Raw genomic sequence first — 21,960 nt, forward strand, 5'->3', positions numbered from 1 at the left:
CCACAGTGCAAATTTGGCTCTGAGCAGCTCGTCCCCTAAACTCTAGGGGTTGCCTTGGGCAGACCTCGGCCGGTGCGTACAAGTCCCAAAGCTTGTCGGCTGGCCCCGCGTGCCCTTCGGTAACGAAAGACCGCGCATGTCAGGTTTGTGGTGGGCCTTGTCCGTTGAGGCTCGCTTAGGCTCATTTGGGCTGCATTCCTGCTGTGCACACGTCCACCCGAGTCAGGAGATCTAGTGATTCAGCAGGAATCGCGGCTGAAGGTCGCCGACAACACCGGCGCCAAGGAAATCTTGTGCATCCGCGTGCTCGGCGGATCGTCGCGACGCTACGCCGGGATTGGTGACATCATCGTCGCCACCGTCAAAGACGCCATCCCGGGCGGCAACGTCAAGCGCGGCGATGTCGTCAAAGCCGTTGTGGTGCGCACCGTCAAGGAGCGCCGGCGTCCCGACGGCAGCTACATCAAGTTCGACGAGAATGCCGCCGTCATCATCAAGCCGGACAACGACCCGCGCGGTACCCGCATCTTCGGCCCGGTGGGTCGCGAGCTGCGCGAGAAGCGGTTCATGAAGATCATTTCGCTCGCCCCGGAGGTGTTGTAGATGAAGGTCCACAAGGGCGACACCGTGCTGGTTGTTTCCGGCAAAGACAAAGGCGCCAAGGGCAAAGTCCTGCAGGCCTACCCGGAACGCAACCGGGTGTTGGTCGAGGGTGTCAACCGAATCAAGAAGCACACCGCGATTTCGACCAACCAGCGTGGTGCAAAGTCGGGCGGGATCGTTACCCAGGAAGCGCCGATCCACGTGTCCAACGTGATGGTCGTCGACTCCGATGGCAAGCCCACCCGGATCGGCTACCGAGTCGACGAGGAGACCGGCAAGCGGGTCCGTATCTCCAAGCGCAATGGCAAGGACATTCAGGCATGAGCACTACTGATAGCGCAGTGAAGATTCCGCCGCGGCTCAAGGAGCGCTACCGCAGCGAGATCCGCGATGTGCTGCACAAGCAGTTCGGCTACGGCAACGTCATGCAGATCCCGACCGTCACCAAGGTCGTGGTGAACATGGGAGTCGGCGAGGCCGCGCGGGACGCCAAGCTGATCAACGGCGCGGTGAGCGACCTGGCACTGATCACCGGTCAGCGCCCGGAGATCCGCAAGGCCCGCAAGTCCATTGCGCAGTTCAAACTGCGTGAGGGCATGCCCGTGGGCGTGCGGGCGACGCTGCGTGGCGACCGGATGTGGGAGTTCCTCGACCGGCTCACCTCGATCGCGTTGCCGCGTATTCGTGACTTCCGCGGTTTGTCGCCCAAGCAATTCGACGGTGTCGGTAACTACACCTTCGGGCTGGCTGAGCAGTCGGTGTTCCACGAGATCGATGTGGACAAGATCGACCGTGTCCGCGGTATGGACATCAACGTTGTCACCTCGGCGACAACCGACGAGGAAGGACGAGCGCTGTTGCGGGCCCTCGGCTTTCCGTTCAAGGAGAACTGAGCAGATGGCGAAGAAGGCACTGGTCAACAAGGCCGCACGCAAGCCCAAGTTCGCGGTGCGCGGCTACACACGATGCAGCAAGTGCGGCCGCCCCCGTGCGGTGTTTCGCAAGTTCGGACTATGCAGGATCTGCCTGCGCGAGATGGCTCACGCAGGTGAGCTGCCCGGCGTGCAGAAGAGCAGCTGGTAAAAAGACCAACCCCCAGATACAGGTGCGCGGTAGGCCCTGACCGGGAACCGCCGCGAGGAAGGGTACAGACGCTGTCATGACCATGACGGACCCGATCGCAGACTTCTTGACTCGTCTGCGTAACGCCAATTCGGCGTACCACGACGAGGTGAGTTTGCCGCACTCCAAGATCAAGGCCAACATCGCCCAGATCCTCAAGAACGAGGGCTACATCAGCGACTTCCATACCGAAGACGCGCGAGTTGGCAAATCGTTGATCGTTCAACTCAAGTACGGGCCGAGCCGGGAACGCAGCATCGCCGGTTTGCGGCGGGTGTCCAAGCCCGGGCTGCGGGTCTACGCCAAGTCCACCAACCTGCCGCGGGTACTCGGCGGCCTGGGTGTGGCGATCATTTCGACCTCCTCAGGCTTGCTGACCGACCGCCAGGCAGCCAGACAGGGCGTGGGCGGCGAAGTCCTCGCGTACGTGTGGTGAGGGAGTAACCATGTCGCGTATTGGTAAGCAGCCGGTTCCGGTTCCCACCGGAGTCGACGTAATGATCGAGGGACAGAAGGTCTCGGTGAAGGGGCCCAAGGGCGCCCTGGACCTGACGGTCGCCGAGCCGATCACGGTGTCGCGCAACGATGATGGCGCGATCGTGATCTCCCGCCCAAACGACGAGCGGCGCAACCGTTCGTTGCACGGGTTGTCACGCACCCTGGTCTCCAACCTGGTGACCGGCGTGACTGAGGGATACACCACCAAAATGGAGATCCACGGCGTGGGTTACCGCGTGCAGCTCAAGGGCGCCAACCTGGAGTTCGCACTCGGATACAGCCACCCCGTTGTGATCGAGGCGCCCGAAGGCATCACCTTCGCCGTCCAGGCGCCGACGAAATTCACGGTCTCTGGGATTGACAAGCAGAAGGTCGGCCAGATCTCGGCGAACATCCGCCGGTTGCGCCGTCCCGACCCATACAAGGGCAAGGGCGTGCGTTACGAAGGCGAGCAGATCCGCCGCAAGGTCGGAAAGACAGGTAAGTAGTCATGGCGCAAACACAGGCTGACACCGCCGCGCGGAAGCCGGTGGGGCAGAGCGTATCCGCTACCCGCCGGGTTTCCCGGCTGCGCAGGCACGCACGGCTGCGCAACAGGATCGCCGGCACCCAACAACGTCCGCGCCTGGTGGTGCACCGGTCCGCTCGGCACATCCACGTGCAGTTGGTGAACGACGCCAACTGCACCACCGTGGCCGCCGCCTCATCGATCGAAACCGATGTGCGTGGCCTGGATGGAGACAAGAAAGCCCGCAGTGTTCGGGTGGGCCAGTTGATCGCCGAGCGCGCCAAGGCCGCCGGTATCGACACCGTGGTATTCGACCGCGGCGGGTACACCTACGGCGGACGGATCGCGGCGCTGGCCGATGCCGCGCGCGAGAATGGATTGAAGTTCTGATGACTGGGAACCTGAACAACACTGGAAGGACCGCATAATGGCGGAGCAGTCGGCCGGTGGGCAAGGCGCCCCTGAAGGCCGCGACAGCCGCGACTCACGCGAAGGCCGCGGCCGGCGCGACGGTGGCCGCGGTGGCCGCGACAGCGACAAGAGCAACTACTTGGAGCGTGTGGTTGCGATCAACCGCGTCTCCAAGGTGGTCAAGGGTGGTCGGCGATTCAGCTTCACCGCCCTGGTCATCGTCGGTGACGGCAACGGGATGGTCGGTGTCGGCTACGGCAAGGCCAAAGAGGTCCCGGCCGCGATCGCCAAGGGCGTCGAGGAGGCTCGCAAGGGCTTCTTCCGGGTGCCGTTGATCGGCGGCACCATCACCCATCCGGTGCAGGGCGAGGCGGCCGCCGGTGTGGTGCTGCTGCGTCCGGCCAGCCCGGGTACCGGTGTGATCGCCGGTGGCGCTGCGCGCGCCGTGCTGGAATGCGCCGGAGTGCACGACATCCTGGCCAAGTCGTTGGGTAGCGACAACGCGATCAACGTGGTGCACGCCACCGTTGCCGCGCTGAAGATGCTGCAGCGTCCCGAGGAGGTGGCGGCCCGACGCGGACTGCCCATCGAGGACGTTGCCCCGGCCGGAATGCTCAAGGCGCGCCGCGAAAGCGAAGCGCTGGCCGCCGCTGCAGTACGCGAGGCCCAAACTTCGGGGGCACAACCATGAGTGAAGCAACCAATCAGCTCAAGATCACCCAGGTGCGCAGCACCATCGGGGCGCGCTGGAAGCAGCGCGAGAGCCTGCGCACCCTGGGCTTGCGCCGGATCCGCCACACGGTGGTCCGCGACGACAACGCGCAGACCCGCGGGCTGATCGCGGTGGTGCGCCACCTCGTCGAGGTGGAGCCCGCCCAGAATGGCACCGGAGGTAAGGCACAGTGACCATCAAGCTGCACGATCTGCGCCCGGCGCCCGGATCGAAAACCCCGCGGACTCGCGTGGGTCGCGGTGAGGGCTCCAAGGGTAAGACCGCGGGCCGCGGTACCAAGGGCACCAAGGCGCGCAAACAGGTTCCGACGACGTTCGAGGGTGGGCAGATGCCCATCCACATGCGGCTGCCTAAACTCAAGGGTTTCCGTAACCGGTTCCGCACCGAGTACGAGATCGTCAATGTCGGCGACATCGCTCGGCTGTTCCCCGAGGGCGGCACCATCGGTGTCGACGAGCTGGTCGCCAAGGGAGCGGTTCGCAAGAACTCGCTGGTGAAGGTGCTCGGGGACGGCAAGCTGACCGTCAAGGTCGATGTCACCGCGCACAAGTTCAGCGGTAGCGCCCGGGAGCAGATCACCGCCGCCGGCGGATCCGTCACCGAACTGTAGTACCGCGAGCAGACGCTCAATCGCACAACGCCACGGCGATTTGTGCGATTTCGCGTCTGCTCGCGAGCTAGCGCAGCCGCGGAATGACATCAGCGGCGAGGCGCTCCATCTGGTCGTGGTTCTGCCCAACATCGGGGCCCACGGGATTGAGCAACATCGTTTGCGCCCCCGCGGCGATCACCTCAGCCAGACCGCGGGTGACGTCGTCGGGAGTGCCCGCCACCGCCACCGCATCCAGGCCGCCCATCTTTCCGTAGATACTGCGCAAACCCGCCAGCACGCGCTCGCGGGCCCGCTCGGGGTCGTCGTCCACCATCAGATAGACCCGTTTGCCGATGGTGAAGCCGGCGGGATCGCGGCCTTGTTCGGCCAGTTCGTGACGCAGTGTGGTCACCGCCGTGGCGAAGTCGGCCGTCGTCGAGGAGCCCGCGCCCAGGAACGCGTCACCGTGCCGGACCGCCCTGGCCAGGGCCTTGGGCGCGCGCCCGCCGAACCAGATCGGGGGGTGCGGGCGTTGCACCGGCTTGGGCTGGATGGGCAGGTCATCGACATCGCGGAAGCGGCCATGGAACCTCACCCGTGGCTCATCGGACCAGGCCGCCTTCATCAACTGCAGGCCCTCGGTGAAATAGCTGACATGGGTGGCGCGGTCCACCCCTAAAGCCGCGAACTTGCGCGAACCGCCGCCGGCCGCGACGCCGAGGTCGAGGCGGCCGTTGCTGAGACGGTCCACGGCGGTCACCGACGAGGCCAATTGCAGCGGATCGTGCAGGGACGTCACCAACACGGCGACCCCCAGCCGAAGCCGATTGGTGCAGGCAGCGCAGTATGCCAGTAGCTCTAGCGGTGCCAGCAGCGGCGAACTGCCGATGATCTGCTCGAGTACTCACCCGCCCTCGAACCCGAGTTCCTCGGCGCGAGCGAGATAGGCGCGCAGTCCTGCGGCGTCAAAGCCGTCGGTGTCGAGTTGGGGGATCGCTATCGAAAACCTCACCTCGCCACCGTACGACGCGCCCAGGGGCCCGGTACCCGGGCCGATGGGCCACGATGCCGGGGCCTGGCCATCGGTACGCTACAAAATATGTTCGCCTTTCTGCCCTTCCTGCCCAGCTTGTCGAGTGTGGGGGACGACGTGCGCGCACTGGCCGAACGCGTCGACACCGCCCGTCACCACGGGGTACCCAACGGCTGCATCCTGGAATTCAACCTGCGCACCATGCCGGCGGAGAGCAACGGTTTCGACCCGCTTTTGATCATCTCCGGGGGCGGGCGGCCGATGGCGCTGCGTGATGCTGTTGCGGCGCTGCACCGCGGTGCCGAGGACCCTCGGGTCGCTGGCCTGATTGCCCGGGTGCAGCTTCCACCGGCGCCGATCGGGGCGGTTCAGGAACTTCGCGAGGCGATCGCGGCGTTTAGCGCTGTGAAACCGTCGGTGGCCTGGGCCGAAACGTATCCGGGTACGTTGTCCTACTACCTGGCGACGGCGTTTCGGGAGATCTGGATGCAGCCCTCCGGGGAGGCCGGGCTGATCGGCTTTGCCAGCAACGCGATGTTCCTGCGCGATGCGCTCGACAAGGTGGGCATCGAAGCCCAGTTCGTGGCGCGAGGCGAATACAAGTCGGCGGCAGACCTTTTCACTGAAGACGGTTACACCGACGCCAACCGTGAAGCCGTCACAAGGATGCTGGAAAGCCTGCAGGACCAGGTGTGGCAGGCGGTCGCCCAATCGCGCCAGATCGACGCGGGTGTACTTGATGAACTCGCCGACAAGGCTCCGCTGCTGCGGGATGAGGCGCTGTCCTCCGGTCTGATCGATCGGATCGGATTCCGCGACGAGGCCTATGCCAGGATCGCGGAATTGGCTGGCGTGGAGGGTGTTTCGCCGGAATCGATCGACACCGCAGACAAACTGCCGCGAATGCATCTGGCGCGCTATGCCGGCACCGCCAGGCCGCGTCTGGCGCCGCCCGTGCCGTCGATCCCGGGGCGCCGGGGCAAGCCCACGATCGCCGTTGTCAGCGTCGAGGGGCCGATCGTCAACGGCCGGGGTGGCCCACAGGGGTTGCCGTTGGGTCCGTCCAGCGCCGGTGGCGACACCATCGCATCGGCATTGCGTGAGGTGGCGGCCGACGAGGAGGTGTCGGCGATTGTGTTGCGGGTGGACAGTCCCGGCGGCTCGGTCACCGCGTCGGAGACCATCTGGCGCGAGGTGCAGCGGGCCCGCGACCGGGGCAAGCCGGTGGTGGCCTCGATGGGCTCGATCGCGGCCTCCGGCGGCTACTACGTATCGATGGGTGCGGATGCAATCGTCGCGAATCCGGGCACGATCACCGGTTCAATCGGAGTGATCACCGGGAAGCTGGTGGTCCGTGATCTGAAGGATCGGCTGGGTGTTGGGTCAGAGACGTTGCGCACCAACGCCAATGCTGACGCCTGGTCGATAGACGCACCATTTACCGACGAGCAGCGCGCCCGACGTGAGGCCGAGGCAGACATGTTCTACACCGATTTTGTGGAACGCGTAGCCCGGGGCCGCAACCTTCGCACCGAAGACGTGGATGCGGTTGCCCGAGGGCGAGTTTGGACCGGTGCCGATGCCCTGGAACGGGGCTTGATCGACGAGCTCGGCGGCTTTCGCACCGCGGTCCGGCGCGCCAAGGTGCTGGCCGGCCTGGATGAGGACACCGAGGTTCGCCTGGTCGGCTATCCGGGCTCGTCGCTGCTGGATCTGCTGTGGCCGCGCGGGTCGTCTCGGCCGGTGGCGGCTTCGGTGCCCGAAGCCGTGGGCGCGCTGGTTGTCCGCTCGGTGGCCGGCGCCGTCGGGCAGGTCGAGCAGACGTTGACCGGGGCCAACGTGTTGTGGCTGGGGCGGTCGCGGTTCTAGCCGGTCAGGGCGGCGCTGATGAAGATGATTTCGCCGAGCGGGTCGTCGTCCGAGGGGTCGGGAACGGCCATGCCGTTGCGCTCGAAAAGCTCGCTTCGGGCCACGCCCTCGGCGTCCCAGCCCTTGGCGCGCAGATAGTCGACGACGTGATTGCGCGCGCCGGTGTAGACCAGCGACGACATGTCGATGTCCAAACCATGGTCGCGAAACGGACCTGACATCTGCCGCGCCCGGTCGACATCGAAATCCACAATGCCGGGCACGAATTCGGTAGCCACGGTGCTGCCCGGCGCGCTGAGCGCGGTGATGTTGTCGAACAACCGGTCTTGGGCCTCGGGCGGCAAGTAGATCAGCAGGCCTTCGGCCAGCCACGCCGTGGGTGCCGTGGTGTCCAGGCCGGCCGCCCGCAGCGCCGCCGGCCAGTCCCCACGCAGATCGATGGGGATTGCGCGCCGGGTTGCCCTGGGTTCGGCGCCGAGGTCGGCCAGAACATTGGTCTTGAATTCGATCACCTGAGGTTGATCGAGTTCGTAGACCACGGTGTCGGCCGGCCACGGCAACCGGTATGCGCGGGCATCCAGCCCCGACGCGAGGATCACCGCCTGCCGGATCCCGCTCTTGATGGCGTCGCCGAAGTAGCCGTCGAAGTACTTGGTGCGTACCGCCATTCCGTCCACCATCGCCTGGGCCTTTGCCGACGTAACATTCTGCAGGACACTCAGATCGAACTCGCCGTCCATCATCTTGATGAAAAAGTCGACACCGACGGCGCGCACCAGCGGTTCGGCGAACGGATCGTCGATCAAACCACGGGGATCCCTCGATGCCATCGCCCGGCCCGCGGCGACCATGGTGGCGGTGGCGCCGACGCTGGAGGCCAGATCCCATTTGTCATCGTGCGTGCGTGCCATGTCGGTCCTATCTGAGGTTCTACTTGCGGATCCCGGTGACGTAGCTCATCCCGCCGAACAGCGCCATCATCTCATCGTCGGGCGGCTCAAACCCATTGTGTGCGTGCATCTCTTCAAACGTTCGGGCCCGCACCCGCCATCCGTGGTCGGCGAGGTAGTCGATGACGGTGTTGCGGTCGCCATGGTAAATCAGCTCGGCCATGTCCAGATCCAGCCCCATCCGGCGCCAGCGTTCGGAAAGCCGCTGTGCGCGCGGCCCGGAGAAGCCGTTGGGGTCGGGGAAGTGCTCGGTGGCGACCTGGCTTCCCGGCGTGCTGAGCTCGGCGATGTTGTCGAACAGCCGATCCTGGGCCTCGGGCGGCAGATAGACCAGCAGGCCCTCGGCGATCCATGCGGTCGGTTGCCCGGCGTCGAAACCGCGCTGCCGCAGCGCGCTCGGCCAATCCTCGCGCAGGTCGATACCGATCGGCCGATGGTCGGGGCAGGGGAGTGCGCCGAACTCGGCCAGCGTGCGCGTCTTGAACTCGATCACTTGCGGTTGGTCAATTTCGTAGACCGTCATGCCCGATGGCCAGTTCAATCGGTAAGCCCTGGTGTCCATTCCTGACGCCAGGATCACCGCCTGGCGGATACCGCCCGCACAGGCAGTAGTGAAGAAGTCATCGAAATACCTGGTGCGCACCGCGATCTGTTCGTTTAGCGACCGGGGGCTTGACGGCGGATCGTCGACCGCGGTGTCACCATCGATCATGCGAACCAACGGCTGCAGCCCCACCGCACGGACGAGCGGCTCGGCGAGCCGGTCGTCGAGCAGCGCATCGGGTCCCCGGGAGGCCCGTGCCCGCGAAGCCGCGACCATCGTCGCCGTCGCTCCCACGCTGGACGCCGGATCCCAGCTGTCCGCGTCCGTCCGCCAGTTCATGGCGCCGGGTCCGGCCGGGGCGTCGTGTAGAGGGCGCCACTGACGTAGAGCATGTCTACCGAGGGGCCGTCGTCGTCGACCGCCGCCGGTGCAAGTCCGTTTGCCGCGCGCAGTTCAGGCAACGGGGTGCTGGTCAAGAGCCAACCGCGGTCTGAGAGGTAGGGCACCGCCTCGTTGCGGTCGCCGAAATAGACGAGTCCGACCATGTCGACGTCGAAACCATGAGCGCGCCAGCGCGCGGAGACCTCTTGCATGCGCTCTTTGAGCTGTTCCTCCTCGCCCGGATCCACACTGCTCAGGCATTCGGCGGCCAGCCGGCTGCCGGGGGCGCTGAGTTCGGTGACGGTGTCGAGCAGCCGGTCCTGGGCCTCCGGCGGGAGGTATCCCAGTAGACCTTCGGCGCTCCATGCGGTCGGCTGGTTCGGGTCGAAACCGGCGGCGCGCAACGCCGCGGGCCAGTCTTCCCGCAAATCGACGGCCACCACTCGGCGGTCTGCGGTGGGGGCGGCCCCCAGATCGGCCAGGGTGCGGGATTTGAAATCGATCACCTGCGGCAGATCAATCTCGTAGACCACGGTCTGGGGCGGCCATGGCAACCGGTATGCGCGGGCATCCAGTCCCGAGGCGAGGATGACGACCTGCTCGAGGCCCGCCCGCGTCGCATCCAGGAAGAAGTCGTCGAAAAACCTGGTGCGTACCGCCATGTTGTCGGCAACGTCGCCGATGGGGCCAAGCGGGCGTTGGGGGTCGTCATCGAGGTCGGCAACGTTGAATTCGCCGGTCGCCAGCCGGGTCAAGAGGTCCACTCCGACGGCTCGCACCAATGGTTCGGCGTAGGGATCGTTGATCAGCGGGTTCTCGGCACGGGTAGCCATCGCGCGGGCGGCGGCCACCATGGTCGCGGTCACCCCGACACTTGATGCTAAATCCCAGCTGTCGCCGTCATACCTGGTGGAACCGGTGGAGGTCATATGGTGCCCCGTTCGCAGCTAGTGGTTCAGCCCCGTCAATATTTAGATAGTGTAACAAGCTTTCGAGCGGTCGGCGTTGGCGCTGGACCGGGCAAAGATCCGGTGGCTGGCACCGCGCGGTCCTGCCATGACACCGGTCAACCAGGTGGCGCGATCGGATCCACTTTCCTGCCTAAACCGTCCCCGGGCTGCGTTCGCACGCGGCAACCTGGAGGCATGTCTTACACGATGGCCGGCCGGCGGGTATTGATCACGGGTGCATCGTCCGGGGTCGGCGCGGCCCTGGCCAGAATGCTGGCCGCCCGCGGCACGACGGTCGGGTTGATCGCCCGTCGGCGCGACCGGCTCGAGGAGGTCCTGGCCGATTGCCGCAAGACCTCGCCGCAATCGGTGATGTGGGTGGCCGATCTCTGCGACACCGCCGGGGCCGCCCGGCTGGCTCTGCATGCCTGGCAGGCGATGGGCGGCATCGACGTGCTGATCAACAACGCCGCGATCCCGAAACGTCGGGAAGTGAGCCCGTTGCGGCCGACCGAGGTGGAGCAGGTCATGGGGGTCAACTTCTTTGCCCCGATGCGGATGACCCTGGCTTTGTTGCCGCGGATGTTGGCGCGCGGATCGGGCACCATCGTCAACGTGTCCAGCGTCGGCGGTCGCCTCGGCATCATTCATGAATCTGCCTATTGCGCAAGTAAGTTCGCGCTGTGCGGCTGGAGTGAGTCGATCGCGGTCGACCTGGCGGGAAGCGGTGTCTCGGTAAAACTGATCCAGCCTGGTCCCGTCGACACCGAAATCTGGGACCGGCCCGACAATGAGGATCCGCTCTACCGCGGGCCCAAGGTCCCGGCCGACTTGGTGGCCGAGGGCATCATCGCGGCCATCGGCAGTGACCGCTTCGAGCACTACCTGCCCGAGATGATGGCCTTGAAGCACATCGTGGATGCCAAGAATGCCGACCTCGATACGTTTCTGACCGCCGCGGCGGCCATGACCTGGCAATGAAAGCCCTGGTTTACGGCGTAGCCCCCGAGCCATTCGAGATCGATGAGCCGGCGAACCCGTTGGCGTGCAACCTGGCCCGCACCCCGACGGCACTACGCGAGCTGGCCGATCCGCGGCCGCTGCGACCGGATTGGGTGATCACCCGGCCGCGGCTGACGGGCATCTGCGGGTCTGACTCCAAGCAGATCCTGCTCGACTTCGGCGAGCAGGACGCCGACAACGCCTTGGCCGCCTTCTGCTCGTTCCCGCAAGTAATGGGACACGAGGTGGTCGCCGACGTGGTGGAGCTGGGGCCCGAGGCGGGTGGGCTCGAAGTCGGTCAGCGGGTGGTGCTCAACCCGTGGCTGTCGTGCCGGCCACGGGGGATCGAACCACCGTGCCCGGCCTGCCAAAGCGGTGACTACAGCCTGTGCTGGAGCTTCACCGACGGTGGCATCCAGCCGGGCATCCATACCGGGGTGTCGGCGGACGTAACCGGCGGATACGCCTAACTGATGCCCGCCCACGACAGCATGCTGTTTCCGGTTCCAGGGCCAATTAGCGACGAGGCGGCGGTGTTCGCCGATCCGTTCTCGGTGTCCCTGCATGCGATCACCCGCCATCCGCCGCCGCGATCCGGCCGGGTGCTGGTCTACGGCGCGGGATCACTCGGGTTGTGCGCGATCGCGATCCTGCGGGCGCTCTACCCGGACGTGGCGGTGGCCGTGGTGGCAGGGTTTGCCGCCCAGGGCGAGCTGGCCGGCCGCTTTGGCGCCGCCAAAGTCGTGGCTCACGAACCGCGGCTGGCGATCATCGAGGAGTTGGTCGCCTGGGGCGGTGGCCGGCTACGGCAGGCTCTGCTGGGCTTGCCGATGGCGCACCCCGGGGCCGTCGACGTCGTGTACGACACGGTGGGCAAGCCAGAGACGTTCGAGGTAGGAGTGCGGGTCCTCAACTCGCGCGGGACCCTGGTCAAGGCCGGCGTTCACGCGCCGGGGCGGTGGGAGTGGAGTCCGCTGTATTTCAAGGAGATCAGCTGGGTCGGTTCCAACGCGTTCGGCGTCGAGGAGGTCGAGGGGGTGCGCAAGCATGCCATCGCCCACTATTTCGACCTGGTCGCCGACGACCGGCTGGACTTGCGGAGCATGCTCACCCATACCTTCGCACTACCGCAATGGCGCGACGCCTTCCTGGCGATTGCGAACCAAGGCGAAAGCGGAGCGGTGAAGGTGGCCTTCGATCAACGTTGACCGAGGCCTCAGGCGCACGGGCGGGTGGCGCGGTAGTAGACGAGCCGGCCGAGCAGCGGGTGGCGTTGGGCGCCGACCTCGGCGACGTCGAACCCGGCGGTATCCAGCAGGCGTCGAATCCCATCGCCCAGATTGCCCGCGACATGGAGGTTGTGCCTGATGAAGCGCGACGCCAGGCCGTCATGGGTGGACATGTCGCCGCCGACATCGAACAGATGCAGCCGGCCACCGGGCCGCAGCACCCGAAATGCTTCCGCCGCCGCAGCGGATTTAGCGTCTTCATCCAGATGGTGCAGCATCATCGAGGACAGCACCCGGTCGAACTCGCCGTCGGCATAGGGCAGCCGCTGAGCGTAGCCCTGGTCGAAACGAACTCCCTCGACATTGCCCGTCTTGCGTTGCGCGCGCTGCAGCGCGCGCGGGTCGGGATCGGATCCGATCACCTCGGCCCGGGGTTGAGCGCGCTTGGCTTTGATGGCGAGGTTCCCAGTGCCGCAGCCGATTTCCAGGATGCGACCGCAGTCGGCGAGTTCGGCCTGGGTGATCAGCGTCGGATGGATCTTGTTCATGCCCAGCAGGCGGGACAGCAGGTCATACGCGGGAAGCAGCGCATCATGGCCGGCCGCGGGCAGGTAGTCGCGGGATTCGCCGCTGTGGTGGAGACCGAAACGTGGATGATGATTGGTCATACATCCAATTGTGTAGGCCTGATAGGAAACAATATTTGGCAATCTTTGTTGAAACTTGGACTATCTTTGGCGCATGGCCCGGGCCGCACGGCTGATCCAGCACCGCAGTGGGGTACCCATCTGTGGATATCGCACCGACCCGGATATTCCACGGGTGTCGGTGCTGCGGCCCGGGCCTGAGGATCTGGGCGACCGCGCTCGTCACATCCACGACTTCCCTGCGCTGTGGTACGTACCCGCAGCCGGGCTGGTGTACATCGCCGCTGCCGGTCAGGTGCTCGAGCCCACGCAATTCGGGTCCCTCGAGGGTGGGGCTGCGATGTTTTTCGATCCTGCCGCCCTCGGCGGGGACGGAGGGTCGCCCTGGCCGTCGTGGCGGACGCATCCGTTGTTGTTCCCGTTTCTGCACGGACACTCGGGCGGGATCCTGAAGCCGGAGGTGCCCGCGGCCCGACGATCGACGTGGAATGGTGCGATCGCGGCGATCGAAGCGGAGTTGACCACGCGTCAGCAGGGCTACGGCCAGGCTGTTGCGGCGCACCTCACGCTGCTGCTCATCGAACTCGCCCGCCTCGCCCGCGACGTGGTCGGGGACTTGCGCCGCAGCTGCGAACCGCTACTGGCCGAGGTGTTCGAGGTGATCGACCGGCGCCACGCCGAGCCGTTGTCGCTGCGCGACGTGGCGGTCGAGGTCGGCATGACGCCAGGACACCTGACCACGATCGTGCGTCGCCGCACCGGACGCACCGTGCAGGAATGGATTATCGAGCGCCGCATGGCCCAGGCGCGCGAGCTATTGGTCGCCACGGACCTTGCGGTTGGCGAGGTTGCCAGACGGGTGGGGATCTCCGATCCCGGCTATTTCAGCAGACTGTTCAGCAGAGCGCATGGCACCTCACCGCGGCAGTGGCGGGTGCTGGCGCCCCGGCACTGATCCCGCCGGTGCCCCACGGCGGGCTACATCGGATTGGCGCGCAGATACGCGTACACGCCGGCGAAGTTACGGTTCACGTCTTCGGGAATGGGCACCGGGCCGCCGAGAGCTCTGGCGCCCCAGACGATTTGGGCGGTGCGCTCAACCAGTGCCGTGACGTGCAGCACCTTGTCGGGGCGGGGCCCGACGGCCACCAGTCCGTGGTTGGCGATCAACGCGGCGGCGCGGCCCTGCAACGCCGCAACCGCGTTGCGGCCGACCTCGGGTGTTCCGGATGCGGCGTATTCGGCGCAGCGAACGTCTCCGCCGCAGTAGACCGCGAATTCGTCGATGCAGGCCGGAATCGGTTGGTGCGCGATGGCGAACATGGTCGCCCATACCGGGTGGCTGTGGATGACGCTGCCGATGTCGTCGAACGCCTGGTAACACGCCAGGTGCAGGTGCATCTCGGTTGAGGGCGCGCGCCCGGCTTTGGCATGCAGCACCGTGCCGTCGGCGTCGACCTGCACCAGGTCGTCCAGCGTCATGTCCGCATAGTCGACCGAGGAGGGCGTTATCACCAGGTTGCCGTCCGCGCACCGCGCGGATATGTTGCCGGCCGTTCCTTCCACCAGGCCGCGGCGCAGCATGTCCTTGGCCGCCGCCAGCACCGCGACCTGGGCGTTGTCAACGAATTTCACCGGGCCAGCACCTCCGGGTTGAGGATATGGGTGGGTCTGGTTCCGGACAGCAATGCTTGCAGACCGTCGGCGACCATCTGCGCCTGTCGCGCCTCGGTGTTCCAGGTGGCCCCGCCGATATGGGGAGTCAGCACGACATTGGGCGTGCTGGCCAGTGGGTGATCGGTCGGCAGCCATTCGCCGACGAAATGGTCCAGGCCGGCGGCGGCGACCTTGCCGGCGCGCAGCGCCTGCACCAGAGCGTCGGTGTCGTGCAATTGGGCCCGCGCCGTATTGAGGAAGACGGCGCCGTCGCGCATCGATGCGAATTGTTGCGCGCCGATCATGCCGACGGTGTCGTCGGTGACCGGCGCATGCAGGGAGACGATGTCGGACTCGGCCAGCAGCTCCTCCAGACCGTGTCGCGCGTCCGCGCAGTACGGATCGTGCGCGATGACCCGCAGGCCCAGGCCGGTCAGCCGCCACGCGGTGGCACGGCCTACCGACCCCAGGCCCACCAGCCCGGCGGTGCGCCCGGCGATTTCCCAGCCGCGGAATCGCTGATAGGGGATGGTTCCGTCACGAAAGATATTGCCGGATCTGACGTCTGCGTCCGCGGTCAGCAGGTGGCGGGTGCTGGCCAGCAGCAGTGCCACCGTCATCTCGGCGACCGCATCGGCGTTGCGGGCCGGCGTGTTGAGCACCGGGATGCCGGCCGCGGTGGCCCCGGCGATGTCGACGTTGTTTGGATCCCCGCGGGTGGAGAAGATGGCGCGCAAACCCAGCTGCAACACCGCTCCGCTGACCGAATCAGCTTCCACCACAACAATGTCGACAGACTCGCTGGTGATCCGCTCGGCCAGTTGCTCGGCGCTGTAGATGCGCAGCGGGCCCCCTTCGAGCTCGCTTATCCATGGGTCATAGACGACGTCCACCAGTTGCCGGAGTTTGTCCAAGCCGGAACCGCGAAGCGGGGCCGTCACCAGTGCGCGCGGTCGAGACCTCACGGGTGTCCATGCTGGCGTACCGTGGCGCCCGCGTCACGTGAAGACGCCACAACGGGCATCGACATCGGCACCACCGCGGTCAAAGCGGTGGTTGCCGACGCCGATGGCAACGTGACCGCTCGGCTGCGGATTCCACACCAGTTGCGGGTTGGTGCGCCCGACCAACTCGAGCACGACGCCGACCAGGCGTGGCGGCGGGGCCCGCTGACGGCGCTGGAGCGGCTGGCCGGGCCCGACATACGGGCGGTGGCCGTGTCGGCGATGGTGCCGTCGATGACCGCGGTCGATTCCGGCGGCGTCCCCATCACGCCCGGACTGCTCTACGGCGACAGCAGGGGCTGGGTACCCGGGGCAGCCAACCAGCGCGCCCAACCGCTGCCGTCGGTGGGCGAAGCCGCGCAGTTTCTGCGTTGGACCGCCGCACAAGCACCGGAGGCGGCGGGATACTGGCCCGCGGCGGCGGTGGCCAACTACGCGATGTCGGGCGAACCGGTGATCGACTTCGCCACCGCGATTACCAGCCTTCCCCTGTTCGACGGGACGGGCTGGAATCCCCAGGCGTGTGCGGACTGTGGTGCCAGCGCCGATCGGATGCCGCGGGTCGAGACGTTCGGCACCGCGGTCGGCCAGGTACACGGCACCGATGCGGTGCTGGGGGCCGGCGGCATCGATGCGGTGTGCGAGCAGATCGTGGCCGGAGCCGACCACCACGGCGATGTACTGGTGCTCTGCGGCACCACCCTGATCGTGTGGACGACCATCTCCTGGTCCCGTCAGGTGCCGGGCCTGTGGACCATTCCCCACAGCGCCCCCGGGAAAAGTCAGATCGGCGGCGCCAGCAACGCCGGGGGCCTGTTCTTGAGTTGGGTCGACCGCGTTATCGGCCCCGCCGATCGCGACGGCGAGCAGGACCGGGTCGATCCGCGGCGGGTGCCGATCTGGTTGCCCTACATACGTGGTGAGCGCACACCGTTCCACGATCCCGATCGGCGGGCGAGACTCGAGGGGCTCGACCTCACGCAAGGCGCCGCGGCAGCGCGGCGGGCGGCCTACGAGGCGTCGGGCTTCGTCGTCCGGCATCTGGTCGAGCCCAGTGGAGCGCCGGTGTTGCGCATCGTGGCATCCGGTGGCGGTACGTGTGTGCAGCCCTGGATGCAGGCCATCGCCGATGTCACCGGGCGGCCGGTACACGTCTCGGCCGTGGCCGAGGGGGCCGCGCTGGGGGCGGCCTTCCTCGCGCGGATGGCGGCCGGTCTGGAATCGTCAATCGCCGACGCCGATCGCTGGGCCCGCACCGATCGCATCGTGGAACCGCGCCCCGACTGGGTGGGCCCCACCAAGGACCGCTATCGCCGATTTCTCGAGCTCAGTGGATCACCACTGGCCTGAGTCGGCCCGTTAAAGCCAGTGCCCGCCCAGGTGGTTGGTGACGGTGCGGGGGTGGCCCCGGGGTCGGGGCGAGTCGCGCCGCGGGTGGGCCAGCCGGATGGGTATGCGGGTAGCGCAATTCCCACGGCGTCGTTCTACGCTTATGCCATGACAGACCACGACCACACCGCAGCCCGTCGCGAAATCGCAGATGCCCTGCTCGCCGCACTCGAACGTCGGCATGAGGTTGCCGACGCCATCGTGGAAGCCGAGAACAAGGCCGCTGCGGTCGAGGCGATTGTGACACTGCTGGGTACGTCCCACCTGGCCGCCGAGGCGGTGATGAGCATGTCCTTCGAGCAACTCACCCAGGACGCGCGCAAGAAGATCATCGCCGAGCTCGACGACCTCAACAAGCAACTGAGCTTCACGTTGACCGAACGTCCGGCCAGTTCCGGTGAGAGCTTGGAGCTGCGCCCCTTCTCCGCCGCCGAGGACCGCGACATCTTTGCCGCGCGGACCGAGGAAATGGGCGCGGCGGGCGACGGATCCGGGGGGCCGGCCGGCACTATCGACGATGAGATCAAGGCGGCGTTGGCTCGCGTCGATGATGAAGAAGCTGCCTGGTTTGTCGCCATCGATGCCGGGGAGAAGGTCGGCATGGTGTTAGGCGAGCTGGTCCACGGTGAGGTCGACGTCCGCATCTGGATCCACCCCGAGCACCGCAAGAAGGGCTACGGCACCGCGGCGCTGCGCAAGTCGCGGTCCGAGATGGCATGGGCATTTCCGGCGGTGCCGATGGTCGTGCGCGCACCCGCTGCCAACCCGGCCTGATCCGGGGCGGGCCCACGGCACCCGGCGGGGTGCGGGGGAGCGCCGGCAGTGCGGTCTAGCCGGCCTCCCCGAACGTGGCGGTGACGGCGACGATGCTGCGCAGTTGCGACGTATCGGCGTCCGGGAAAACGCGGCCGTAGTCGGTAAACAGGTCCTGGCGGGGCCGCGCGGCCACGTGCCAGCCGTGTTCGGTCAGGTAGTCGACGACATTGCTGCGCTCGCCCTTGTAGAACAGTCCCGACAGGTCGATGTCGCATCCCAATCTGACCCAGCGCTGGTTGAACTGCTGGGCGCGTTCGGCCATGGTTGAGCCAGGGTCGGGATGGTATTCGGTGGCCAGCCGGCTCCCGGGGGCACTCAGCCCGGAGATGGCATCGAACAGCCGGTCCTGTGCGTCGGGCGGCAGGTACATCAGCAATCCCTCGGCGCTCCATGCGGTGGGTTGCGTCGTGTCGAATCCGTTGTGGCGCAAGGCTGCCGGCCAGTCGTCGCGCAAATCGACCCGGACGGTTCGCCGCGTTGCGGTGGGGACGGCGCCCAACGCCGACATGGTGGTGTCTTTGAACTCGATGACATCGGGCTGATCGACTTCGTAGACCACGCTGCCGCTGGGCCAGGGCAAGCGGTAGGCGCGCGTCCAGTCCGGCGGCCAGAATCACCGACTGGCGCACCCCGCGGCGGGCCGCATCGAGGAAGAAGTCGTCGAAGAACCGGGTGCGTACGGCGATCGAATCGGCCACCAGCTGGCGATCGCGCTGGGCCTGTTCGTCGTGGTCGATCTCGCCCTCGGCCAGGCGGGTGAAGAAGTCCAGGCCGACTGCCCGCACCAACGGTGCCGCGAACGGGTCGTCGATGATGGGATTGGCCTCGGCGCTGGCCAGCGCGCGGGCGGCCGCGACCATGGTGGCGGTGGCCCCGACGCTGGATGCCAGATCCCAGCTGTCTTGATCGGTGCGTGTCATGTGCGTAGTCCCTCCCTTACGGCGCAGGTGTGGCGTCTTTTACCGCGCTGAGGTACAGCACCTCGCCGAACGGCGCGTCATCGCCGTTGAGCGGCTGCAAACCGTGTTGAGTGAACAGCTCGGAGTTACTGGCGCTGGTGACCTGCCAGCCCTGGGCCGCCAGATAGGTCCCCGCGTCGGTGCGGTCGTCGAAATACACCAGAGCCGCCATGTCGAGATCGAAACCATGCCGATTCCATCGCTCGTTCTGGCGCTGCATCCGTCGCCGCAGTTCTTCCTGTTTGACGTCGTTGACGTCCGGGAGGCCCTCGGTGGCAAACCGGCTGCCCGCAGCGCTTTGGGCGGCGATCTGATCGAGCAGTCGGTCCTGCGCCTCGGCGGGTAGGTAACCCAGCAGGCCCTCGGCGATCCACGCGGTGCGCTCGGTGGGGTCGAACCCGGCCTGGCGCAGGGCCGCCGGCCAGTCCTCACGGAGGTCGACCGCCACCGCGCGCCGATCTGCCGTCGGCTGGGCCCCCAACTCGGACAGGGTCGCGATCTTGAAGTCGATCACCTGTGGCTGATCGACTTCGAACAACGTGGTGCCCGCCGGCCAGGGCAGCCGGTACGCGCGCGAGTCCAGGCCGGAAGCCAAGATGACGGCCTGACGAATGCCCGACGCGGTGGCGTCGAGAAAGAAGTCGTCGAAGAACCGGGTGCGGATCGCCATCGCGGCGCCGAAGTGGCGCATGCCGATTGCCGTTTCCTCGTCGAGTTCGGCGGCATCCAACTCGCCGGTGGCCATCCGGGTGAAGAAGTCGACACCGACCGCGCGCACCAGCGGCTCGGCGAAGCGGTCGGTGGCTACCGCACCGGCCCCCTCGGGGTCCCTGGCTGCCACCGCCCGTGCCGCCGCGACCATGGTGGCCGTCAGCCCGACGCTCGAGGCCAGATCCCAGGTGTCACCGTCGAAACGTGCGCTGCTCATCTTCGTCTGCACCGCCCCTCGCTTGATACTTAGCCAATGTAATTACCATTCGAGACTGTACGCTTCATTGTGCGGTTCTGCGCCGCCGCGGCCACCCTGGAAAGACCTGCCCGCACCAGCTGTTAGTCTCGTACACGGTTTGACGCGCGACGCCGTACGTCCTGGCCTGCGGGTGTGGGCGCGTAAACGCACGATTTAGCAAATGCCGGCCAGACCAAGCCCGGTTGGCATTACGGGACCAAGAGTTCGGCCGCGCAGGAGGAAGAGTGCTTTCGGCTTTCATCTCATCGCTGCGTACAGTCGACTTGAGACGGAAGATCCTTTTCATGCTGGGCATCGTCGTTCTGTACCGCCTCGGTGCAGCGCTTCCGTCGCCCGGCGTTGATTTCCCCAACGTCCAGCAGTGCATCAAGGAAGCCAGCAGTGGCGAAGCCGGACAGATCTACTCGCTGATCAATCTGTTCTCCGGCGGCGCGCTGCTCAAGCTCACCGTGTTCGCGGTCGGGGTGATGCCCTACATCACCGCCAGCATTATCGTGCAGCTGCTGACGGTCGTCATTCCCCGGTTCGAAGAGCTGCGCAAAGAAGGCCAGTCGGGCCAGGCGAAGATGACGCAGTACACGCGTTATCTGGCGATCGCGCTGGCGGTCTTGCAGGCGACCAGCATCGTGGCGCTGGCTGCCAACGGAGGCTTGCTGCAGGGCTGCTCGCTCGAGATCATCGCCGACCAGAGCATCTTCACCCTCGTGGTCATCGTGATGGTGATGACCGCCGGCGCCGCCCTGGTGATGTGGATGGGTGAGCTGATCACCGAACGTGGCATCGGCAACGGCATGTCGCTGTTGATCTTCGTCGGCATCGCGGCCCGCATCCCCGCCGAGGGAAACCAGATCATGGAGAGCCGTGGCGGGGTCATCTTCGCTGCGGTCTGCGCGGCCACGCTGATCATCATCGTCGGGGTGGTCTTCGTCGAACAGGGTCAGCGCCGGATCCCGGTTCAATACGCCAAGCGCATGGTGGGCCGCCGGATGTACGGCGGAACGTCGACCTACCTGCCGCTCAAGGTCAACCAGGCCGGCGTCATCCCGGTGATCTTCGCCTCGTCATTGATCTACATCCCGCATCTGATCACCCAGCTGGTCCGCAGCGGCAGCGGCGGTGTCGGACACAGCTGGTGGGACAAGTTTGTCGGTACCTACCTGTCGGACCCGAGCAACCTCGGTTACATCGCGATCTACTTCGGGCTGATCATCTTTTTCACGTACTTCTACGTGTCGATTACCTTCAATCCCGACGAGCGTGCCGACGAGATGAAGAAGTTCGGCGGCTTCATCCCCGGTATTCGCCCGGGGCGCCCGACCGCCGACTATCTGCGCTATGTGCTGAGCCGGATCACCTTGCCGGGGTCGATTTACCTTGGTGTGATCGCGGTTCTGCCCAACTTATTCCTCCAGATCGGTAACAGCGGGGGAGTCCAGAACCTACCCTTCGGGGGTACCGCGGTCCTGATCATGATCGGTGTCGGTTTGGATACGGTCAAACAAATCGAGAGTCAGCTCATGCAGCGCAACTACGAAGGGTTCCTCAAGTGAGAGTCGTTTTACTGGGGCCGCCTGGGGCGGGCAAGGGTACGCAGGCTCAGAAGCTGGCCGAGAAGCTTGGGATTCCGCAAATCTCCACCGGCGAGCTGTTCCGGAAAAACATCCAGGACGGCACCAAACTCGGCGTCGAGGCCAAACGGTATCTGGACGCCGGTGACCTGGTGCCCTCCGACCTGACCAACCAGCTCGTCGACGATCGGCTGGATCAGCCGGACACGGCTGCCGGTTTCATCCTGGACGGGTACCCCCGCTCGGTCGAGCAGGCCAAGGCCCTGCACGAAATGCTGCGGCGCCGCGACACCGACATCGACGCGGTGCTCGAGTTCCGGGTATCGCAGGACGAGTTGTTGCAGCGGCTGAAGGGCCGTGGCCGCGCTGATGACACCGACGAGGTCATCCTCAACCGGATGAAGGTCTACCGCGACGAGACCGCGCCGCTGCTGGAGTTCTACGACACCGAGGTGAAAACCGTCGACGCCATCGGCACCCTGGATGAGGTTTTCGCTCGCGCCCTGCAAGCACTGGGGAAGTAGTC

24 protein-coding genes and 3 pseudogenes are annotated in these 21,960 nt (G+C 66.3%); 18 read left to right on the forward strand and 9 right to left on the reverse strand.

Annotated features, from left to right (window positions below; all coding sequences use genetic code 11):
- The first annotated feature begins 234 nt into the window (after positions 1–234).
- The 10 genes from rplN (at position 235) to rplO (ending at position 4,485) form a co-directional block, all read left to right on the forward strand.
- Positions 235–603 (forward strand): 50S ribosomal protein L14, encoded by a 369-nt coding sequence (gene rplN, locus G6N41_RS12775; protein ID WP_012392948.1) that lies wholly within the window; start codon positions 235–237, stop codon positions 601–603.
- Positions 604–927 carry a 50S ribosomal protein L24 gene (gene rplX / locus G6N41_RS12780; protein WP_011739070.1) on the forward strand — a complete coding sequence of 108 codons (324 nt, stop codon included), beginning with the start codon at positions 604–606 and terminating at the stop codon, positions 925–927.
- Complete coding sequence (gene rplE, locus G6N41_RS12785; protein WP_012392949.1) at positions 924–1,496, forward strand: 50S ribosomal protein L5; 573 nt, start codon at positions 924–926, stop codon at positions 1,494–1,496. Before rplX ends, rplE begins: the two co-directional genes overlap by 4 nt.
- Before the next feature lie 4 nt (positions 1,497–1,500).
- Positions 1,501–1,686: a type Z 30S ribosomal protein S14 gene (locus G6N41_RS12790; protein ID WP_011739072.1), complete on the forward strand. Its 186-nt coding sequence runs from the start codon at positions 1,501–1,503 to the stop codon at positions 1,684–1,686.
- 76 nt (positions 1,687–1,762) lie between these two features.
- Entirely contained in the window at positions 1,763–2,161 is a 399-nt protein-coding gene (gene rpsH, locus G6N41_RS12795) for a 30S ribosomal protein S8 (RefSeq protein WP_011739073.1), read from the forward strand.
- Between the two features lie 10 nt (positions 2,162–2,171).
- Positions 2,172–2,711, forward strand: coding sequence for a 50S ribosomal protein L6 (gene rplF / locus G6N41_RS12800; protein WP_011739074.1), 540 nt, complete (start codon positions 2,172–2,174; stop codon positions 2,709–2,711).
- A 41-nt stretch (positions 2,712–2,752) separates the two neighbouring features.
- A complete protein-coding gene (rplR, locus tag G6N41_RS12805; RefSeq protein ID WP_198967850.1) occupies positions 2,753–3,121 on the forward strand; it encodes a 50S ribosomal protein L18 in 369 nt (122 codons plus the stop codon).
- A 37-nt stretch (positions 3,122–3,158) separates the two neighbouring features.
- Complete coding sequence (gene rpsE / locus G6N41_RS12810) at positions 3,159–3,833, forward strand: 30S ribosomal protein S5 (RefSeq protein WP_012392951.1); 675 nt, start codon at positions 3,159–3,161, stop codon at positions 3,831–3,833.
- A complete protein-coding gene (gene rpmD, locus G6N41_RS12815; RefSeq protein ID WP_011739077.1) occupies positions 3,830–4,048 on the forward strand; it encodes a 50S ribosomal protein L30 in 219 nt (72 codons plus the stop codon). Before rpsE ends, rpmD begins: the two co-directional genes overlap by 4 nt.
- A complete protein-coding gene (gene rplO, locus G6N41_RS12820) occupies positions 4,045–4,485 on the forward strand; it encodes a 50S ribosomal protein L15 (protein WP_020727412.1) in 441 nt (146 codons plus the stop codon). The genes rpmD and rplO overlap by 4 nt, the downstream gene beginning before the upstream one ends.
- A 67-nt stretch (positions 4,486–4,552) precedes the next feature.
- On the opposite strand, the pseudogene G6N41_RS12825 reads toward rplO, so the two are convergent.
- A pseudogene (locus tag G6N41_RS12825) lies at positions 4,553–5,479 on the reverse strand (LLM class flavin-dependent oxidoreductase).
- A gap of 87 nt (positions 5,480–5,566) precedes the next feature.
- On the opposite strand from G6N41_RS12825, the gene sppA reads away from it, so the two are divergent.
- A complete protein-coding gene (gene sppA, locus G6N41_RS12830; RefSeq protein WP_020731954.1) occupies positions 5,567–7,369 on the forward strand; it encodes a signal peptide peptidase SppA in 1,803 nt (600 codons plus the stop codon).
- On the opposite strand, the gene G6N41_RS12835 is transcribed toward sppA, so the two are convergent.
- Genes G6N41_RS12835 through G6N41_RS12845 form a run of 3 tightly spaced genes read right to left on the reverse strand, consistent with a single transcriptional unit; the run spans position 7,366 to position 10,173 of the window.
- Positions 7,366–8,280 carry a class I SAM-dependent methyltransferase gene (locus tag G6N41_RS12835; RefSeq protein WP_020731955.1) on the reverse strand — a complete coding sequence of 305 codons (915 nt, stop codon included), beginning with the start codon at positions 8,278–8,280 and terminating at the stop codon, positions 7,366–7,368. The genes sppA and G6N41_RS12835 overlap by 4 nt on opposite strands.
- A gap of 19 nt (positions 8,281–8,299) precedes the next feature.
- Positions 8,300–9,202, reverse strand: a complete 903-nt coding sequence (locus G6N41_RS12840) for a class I SAM-dependent methyltransferase (RefSeq protein ID WP_198967544.1) — start codon at positions 9,200–9,202, stop codon at positions 8,300–8,302.
- Positions 9,199–10,173 (reverse strand): class I SAM-dependent methyltransferase, encoded by a 975-nt coding sequence (locus G6N41_RS12845; protein ID WP_198967545.1) that lies wholly within the window; start codon positions 10,171–10,173, stop codon positions 9,199–9,201. The genes G6N41_RS12840 and G6N41_RS12845 overlap by 4 nt, the downstream gene beginning before the upstream one ends.
- Positions 10,174–10,401: 228 nt before the next feature.
- On the opposite strand from G6N41_RS12845, the gene G6N41_RS12850 reads away from it, so the two are divergent.
- Together G6N41_RS12850 and G6N41_RS12855 are read left to right on the forward strand one after the other, a co-directional pair.
- Positions 10,402–11,175 carry an SDR family NAD(P)-dependent oxidoreductase gene (locus G6N41_RS12850; RefSeq protein WP_198967851.1) on the forward strand — a complete coding sequence of 258 codons (774 nt, stop codon included), beginning with the start codon at positions 10,402–10,404 and terminating at the stop codon, positions 11,173–11,175.
- A pseudogene (locus G6N41_RS12855) lies at positions 11,172–12,404 on the forward strand (zinc-dependent alcohol dehydrogenase). Before G6N41_RS12850 ends, G6N41_RS12855 begins: the two are co-directional and overlap by 4 nt.
- Before the next feature lie 8 nt (positions 12,405–12,412).
- Here G6N41_RS12855 and G6N41_RS12860 read toward each other — a convergent pair.
- Positions 12,413–13,093 carry a class I SAM-dependent methyltransferase gene (locus G6N41_RS12860; RefSeq protein WP_198967546.1) on the reverse strand — a complete coding sequence of 227 codons (681 nt, stop codon included), beginning with the start codon at positions 13,091–13,093 and terminating at the stop codon, positions 12,413–12,415.
- A gap of 73 nt (positions 13,094–13,166) precedes the next feature.
- On the opposite strand from G6N41_RS12860, the gene G6N41_RS12865 reads away from it, so the two are divergent.
- Positions 13,167–14,027, forward strand: a complete 861-nt coding sequence (locus G6N41_RS12865) for a helix-turn-helix transcriptional regulator (protein ID WP_198967547.1) — start codon at positions 13,167–13,169, stop codon at positions 14,025–14,027.
- A 23-nt stretch (positions 14,028–14,050) separates the two neighbouring features.
- On the opposite strand, the gene G6N41_RS12870 is transcribed toward G6N41_RS12865, so the two are convergent.
- Positions 14,051–14,707 (reverse strand): L-fuculose-phosphate aldolase, encoded by a 657-nt coding sequence (locus G6N41_RS12870; RefSeq protein WP_011739087.1) that lies wholly within the window; start codon positions 14,705–14,707, stop codon positions 14,051–14,053.
- The gene (locus tag G6N41_RS12875) at positions 14,704–15,693 is read right to left on the reverse strand and encodes an NAD(P)-dependent oxidoreductase (protein ID WP_198967548.1); all 990 of its coding nucleotides are present in this window, start codon (positions 15,691–15,693) and stop codon (positions 14,704–14,706) included. Before G6N41_RS12875 ends, G6N41_RS12870 begins: the two co-directional genes overlap by 4 nt.
- Before the next feature lie 21 nt (positions 15,694–15,714).
- On the opposite strand from G6N41_RS12875, the gene G6N41_RS12880 reads away from it, so the two are divergent.
- On the forward strand, positions 15,715–17,082 hold the full coding sequence (locus G6N41_RS12880) for a xylulokinase (RefSeq protein WP_198967549.1): 1,368 nt from the start codon (positions 15,715–15,717) through the stop codon (positions 17,080–17,082).
- A 147-nt stretch (positions 17,083–17,229) separates the two neighbouring features.
- Positions 17,230–17,895 carry a GNAT family N-acetyltransferase gene (locus G6N41_RS12885; protein WP_198967550.1) on the forward strand — a complete coding sequence of 222 codons (666 nt, stop codon included), beginning with the start codon at positions 17,230–17,232 and terminating at the stop codon, positions 17,893–17,895.
- Between the two features lie 55 nt (positions 17,896–17,950).
- Here G6N41_RS12885 and G6N41_RS12890 read toward each other — a convergent pair.
- Both G6N41_RS12890 and G6N41_RS12895 read right to left on the reverse strand, forming a co-directional pair.
- A pseudogene (locus G6N41_RS12890) lies at positions 17,951–18,857 on the reverse strand (class I SAM-dependent methyltransferase).
- 16 nt (positions 18,858–18,873) lie between these two features.
- Positions 18,874–19,824, reverse strand: coding sequence for an SAM-dependent methyltransferase (locus G6N41_RS12895; RefSeq protein WP_020731965.1), 951 nt, complete (start codon positions 19,822–19,824; stop codon positions 18,874–18,876).
- Between the two features lie 266 nt (positions 19,825–20,090).
- On the opposite strand from G6N41_RS12895, the gene secY reads away from it, so the two are divergent.
- Positions 20,091–21,416: a preprotein translocase subunit SecY gene (gene secY / locus G6N41_RS12900; protein WP_198967551.1), complete on the forward strand. Its 1,326-nt coding sequence runs from the start codon at positions 20,091–20,093 to the stop codon at positions 21,414–21,416.
- Positions 21,413–21,958 (forward strand): adenylate kinase, encoded by a 546-nt coding sequence (locus tag G6N41_RS12905; RefSeq protein ID WP_011739092.1) that lies wholly within the window; start codon positions 21,413–21,415, stop codon positions 21,956–21,958. The genes secY and G6N41_RS12905 overlap by 4 nt, the downstream gene beginning before the upstream one ends.
- Positions 21,959–21,960: the final 2 nt, after the last annotated feature.

This window comes from Mycobacterium shottsii, assembly GCF_010728525.1.
Taxonomy (GTDB): Bacteria; Actinomycetota; Actinomycetes; order Mycobacteriales; family Mycobacteriaceae; genus Mycobacterium; species Mycobacterium marinum.

What these genes read in the sequence shown, in the direction of transcription:
- G6N41_RS12845 (WP_198967545.1), bottom strand. Translation starts at nt 10,173, where the DNA reads ATGACCTCCACCGGTTCCACCAGGTATGACGGCGACAGCTGGGATTTA.
- G6N41_RS12865 (WP_198967547.1), top strand. Translation starts at nt 13,167, where the DNA reads ATGGCCCGGGCCGCACGGCTGATCCAGCACCGCAGTGGGGTACCCATC.
- rpsH (WP_011739073.1), top strand. Translation starts at nt 1,763, where the DNA reads ATGACCATGACGGACCCGATCGCAGACTTCTTGACTCGTCTGCGTAAC.
- rpmD (WP_011739077.1), top strand. Translation starts at nt 3,830, where the DNA reads ATGAGTGAAGCAACCAATCAGCTCAAGATCACCCAGGTGCGCAGCACC.
- G6N41_RS12895 (WP_020731965.1), bottom strand. Translation starts at nt 19,824, where the DNA reads ATGAGCAGCGCACGTTTCGACGGTGACACCTGGGATCTGGCCTCGAGC.
- G6N41_RS12840 (WP_198967544.1), bottom strand. Translation starts at nt 9,202, where the DNA reads ATGAACTGGCGGACGGACGCGGACAGCTGGGATCCGGCGTCCAGCGTG.
- rplE (WP_012392949.1), top strand. Translation starts at nt 924, where the DNA reads ATGAGCACTACTGATAGCGCAGTGAAGATTCCGCCGCGGCTCAAGGAG.
- rplX (WP_011739070.1), top strand. Translation starts at nt 604, where the DNA reads ATGAAGGTCCACAAGGGCGACACCGTGCTGGTTGTTTCCGGCAAAGAC.
- G6N41_RS12885 (WP_198967550.1), top strand. Translation starts at nt 17,230, where the DNA reads ATGACAGACCACGACCACACCGCAGCCCGTCGCGAAATCGCAGATGCC.
- G6N41_RS12860 (WP_198967546.1), bottom strand. Translation starts at nt 13,093, where the DNA reads ATGACCAATCATCATCCACGTTTCGGTCTCCACCACAGCGGCGAATCC.
- rplF (WP_011739074.1), top strand. Translation starts at nt 2,172, where the DNA reads ATGTCGCGTATTGGTAAGCAGCCGGTTCCGGTTCCCACCGGAGTCGAC.
- sppA (WP_020731954.1), top strand. Translation starts at nt 5,567, where the DNA reads ATGTTCGCCTTTCTGCCCTTCCTGCCCAGCTTGTCGAGTGTGGGGGAC.
- G6N41_RS12850 (WP_198967851.1), top strand. Translation starts at nt 10,402, where the DNA reads ATGGCCGGCCGGCGGGTATTGATCACGGGTGCATCGTCCGGGGTCGGC.
- G6N41_RS12835 (WP_020731955.1), bottom strand. Translation starts at nt 8,280, where the DNA reads ATGGCACGCACGCACGATGACAAATGGGATCTGGCCTCCAGCGTCGGC.
- G6N41_RS12790 (WP_011739072.1), top strand. Translation starts at nt 1,501, where the DNA reads ATGGCGAAGAAGGCACTGGTCAACAAGGCCGCACGCAAGCCCAAGTTC.
- rpsE (WP_012392951.1), top strand. Translation starts at nt 3,159, where the DNA reads ATGGCGGAGCAGTCGGCCGGTGGGCAAGGCGCCCCTGAAGGCCGCGAC.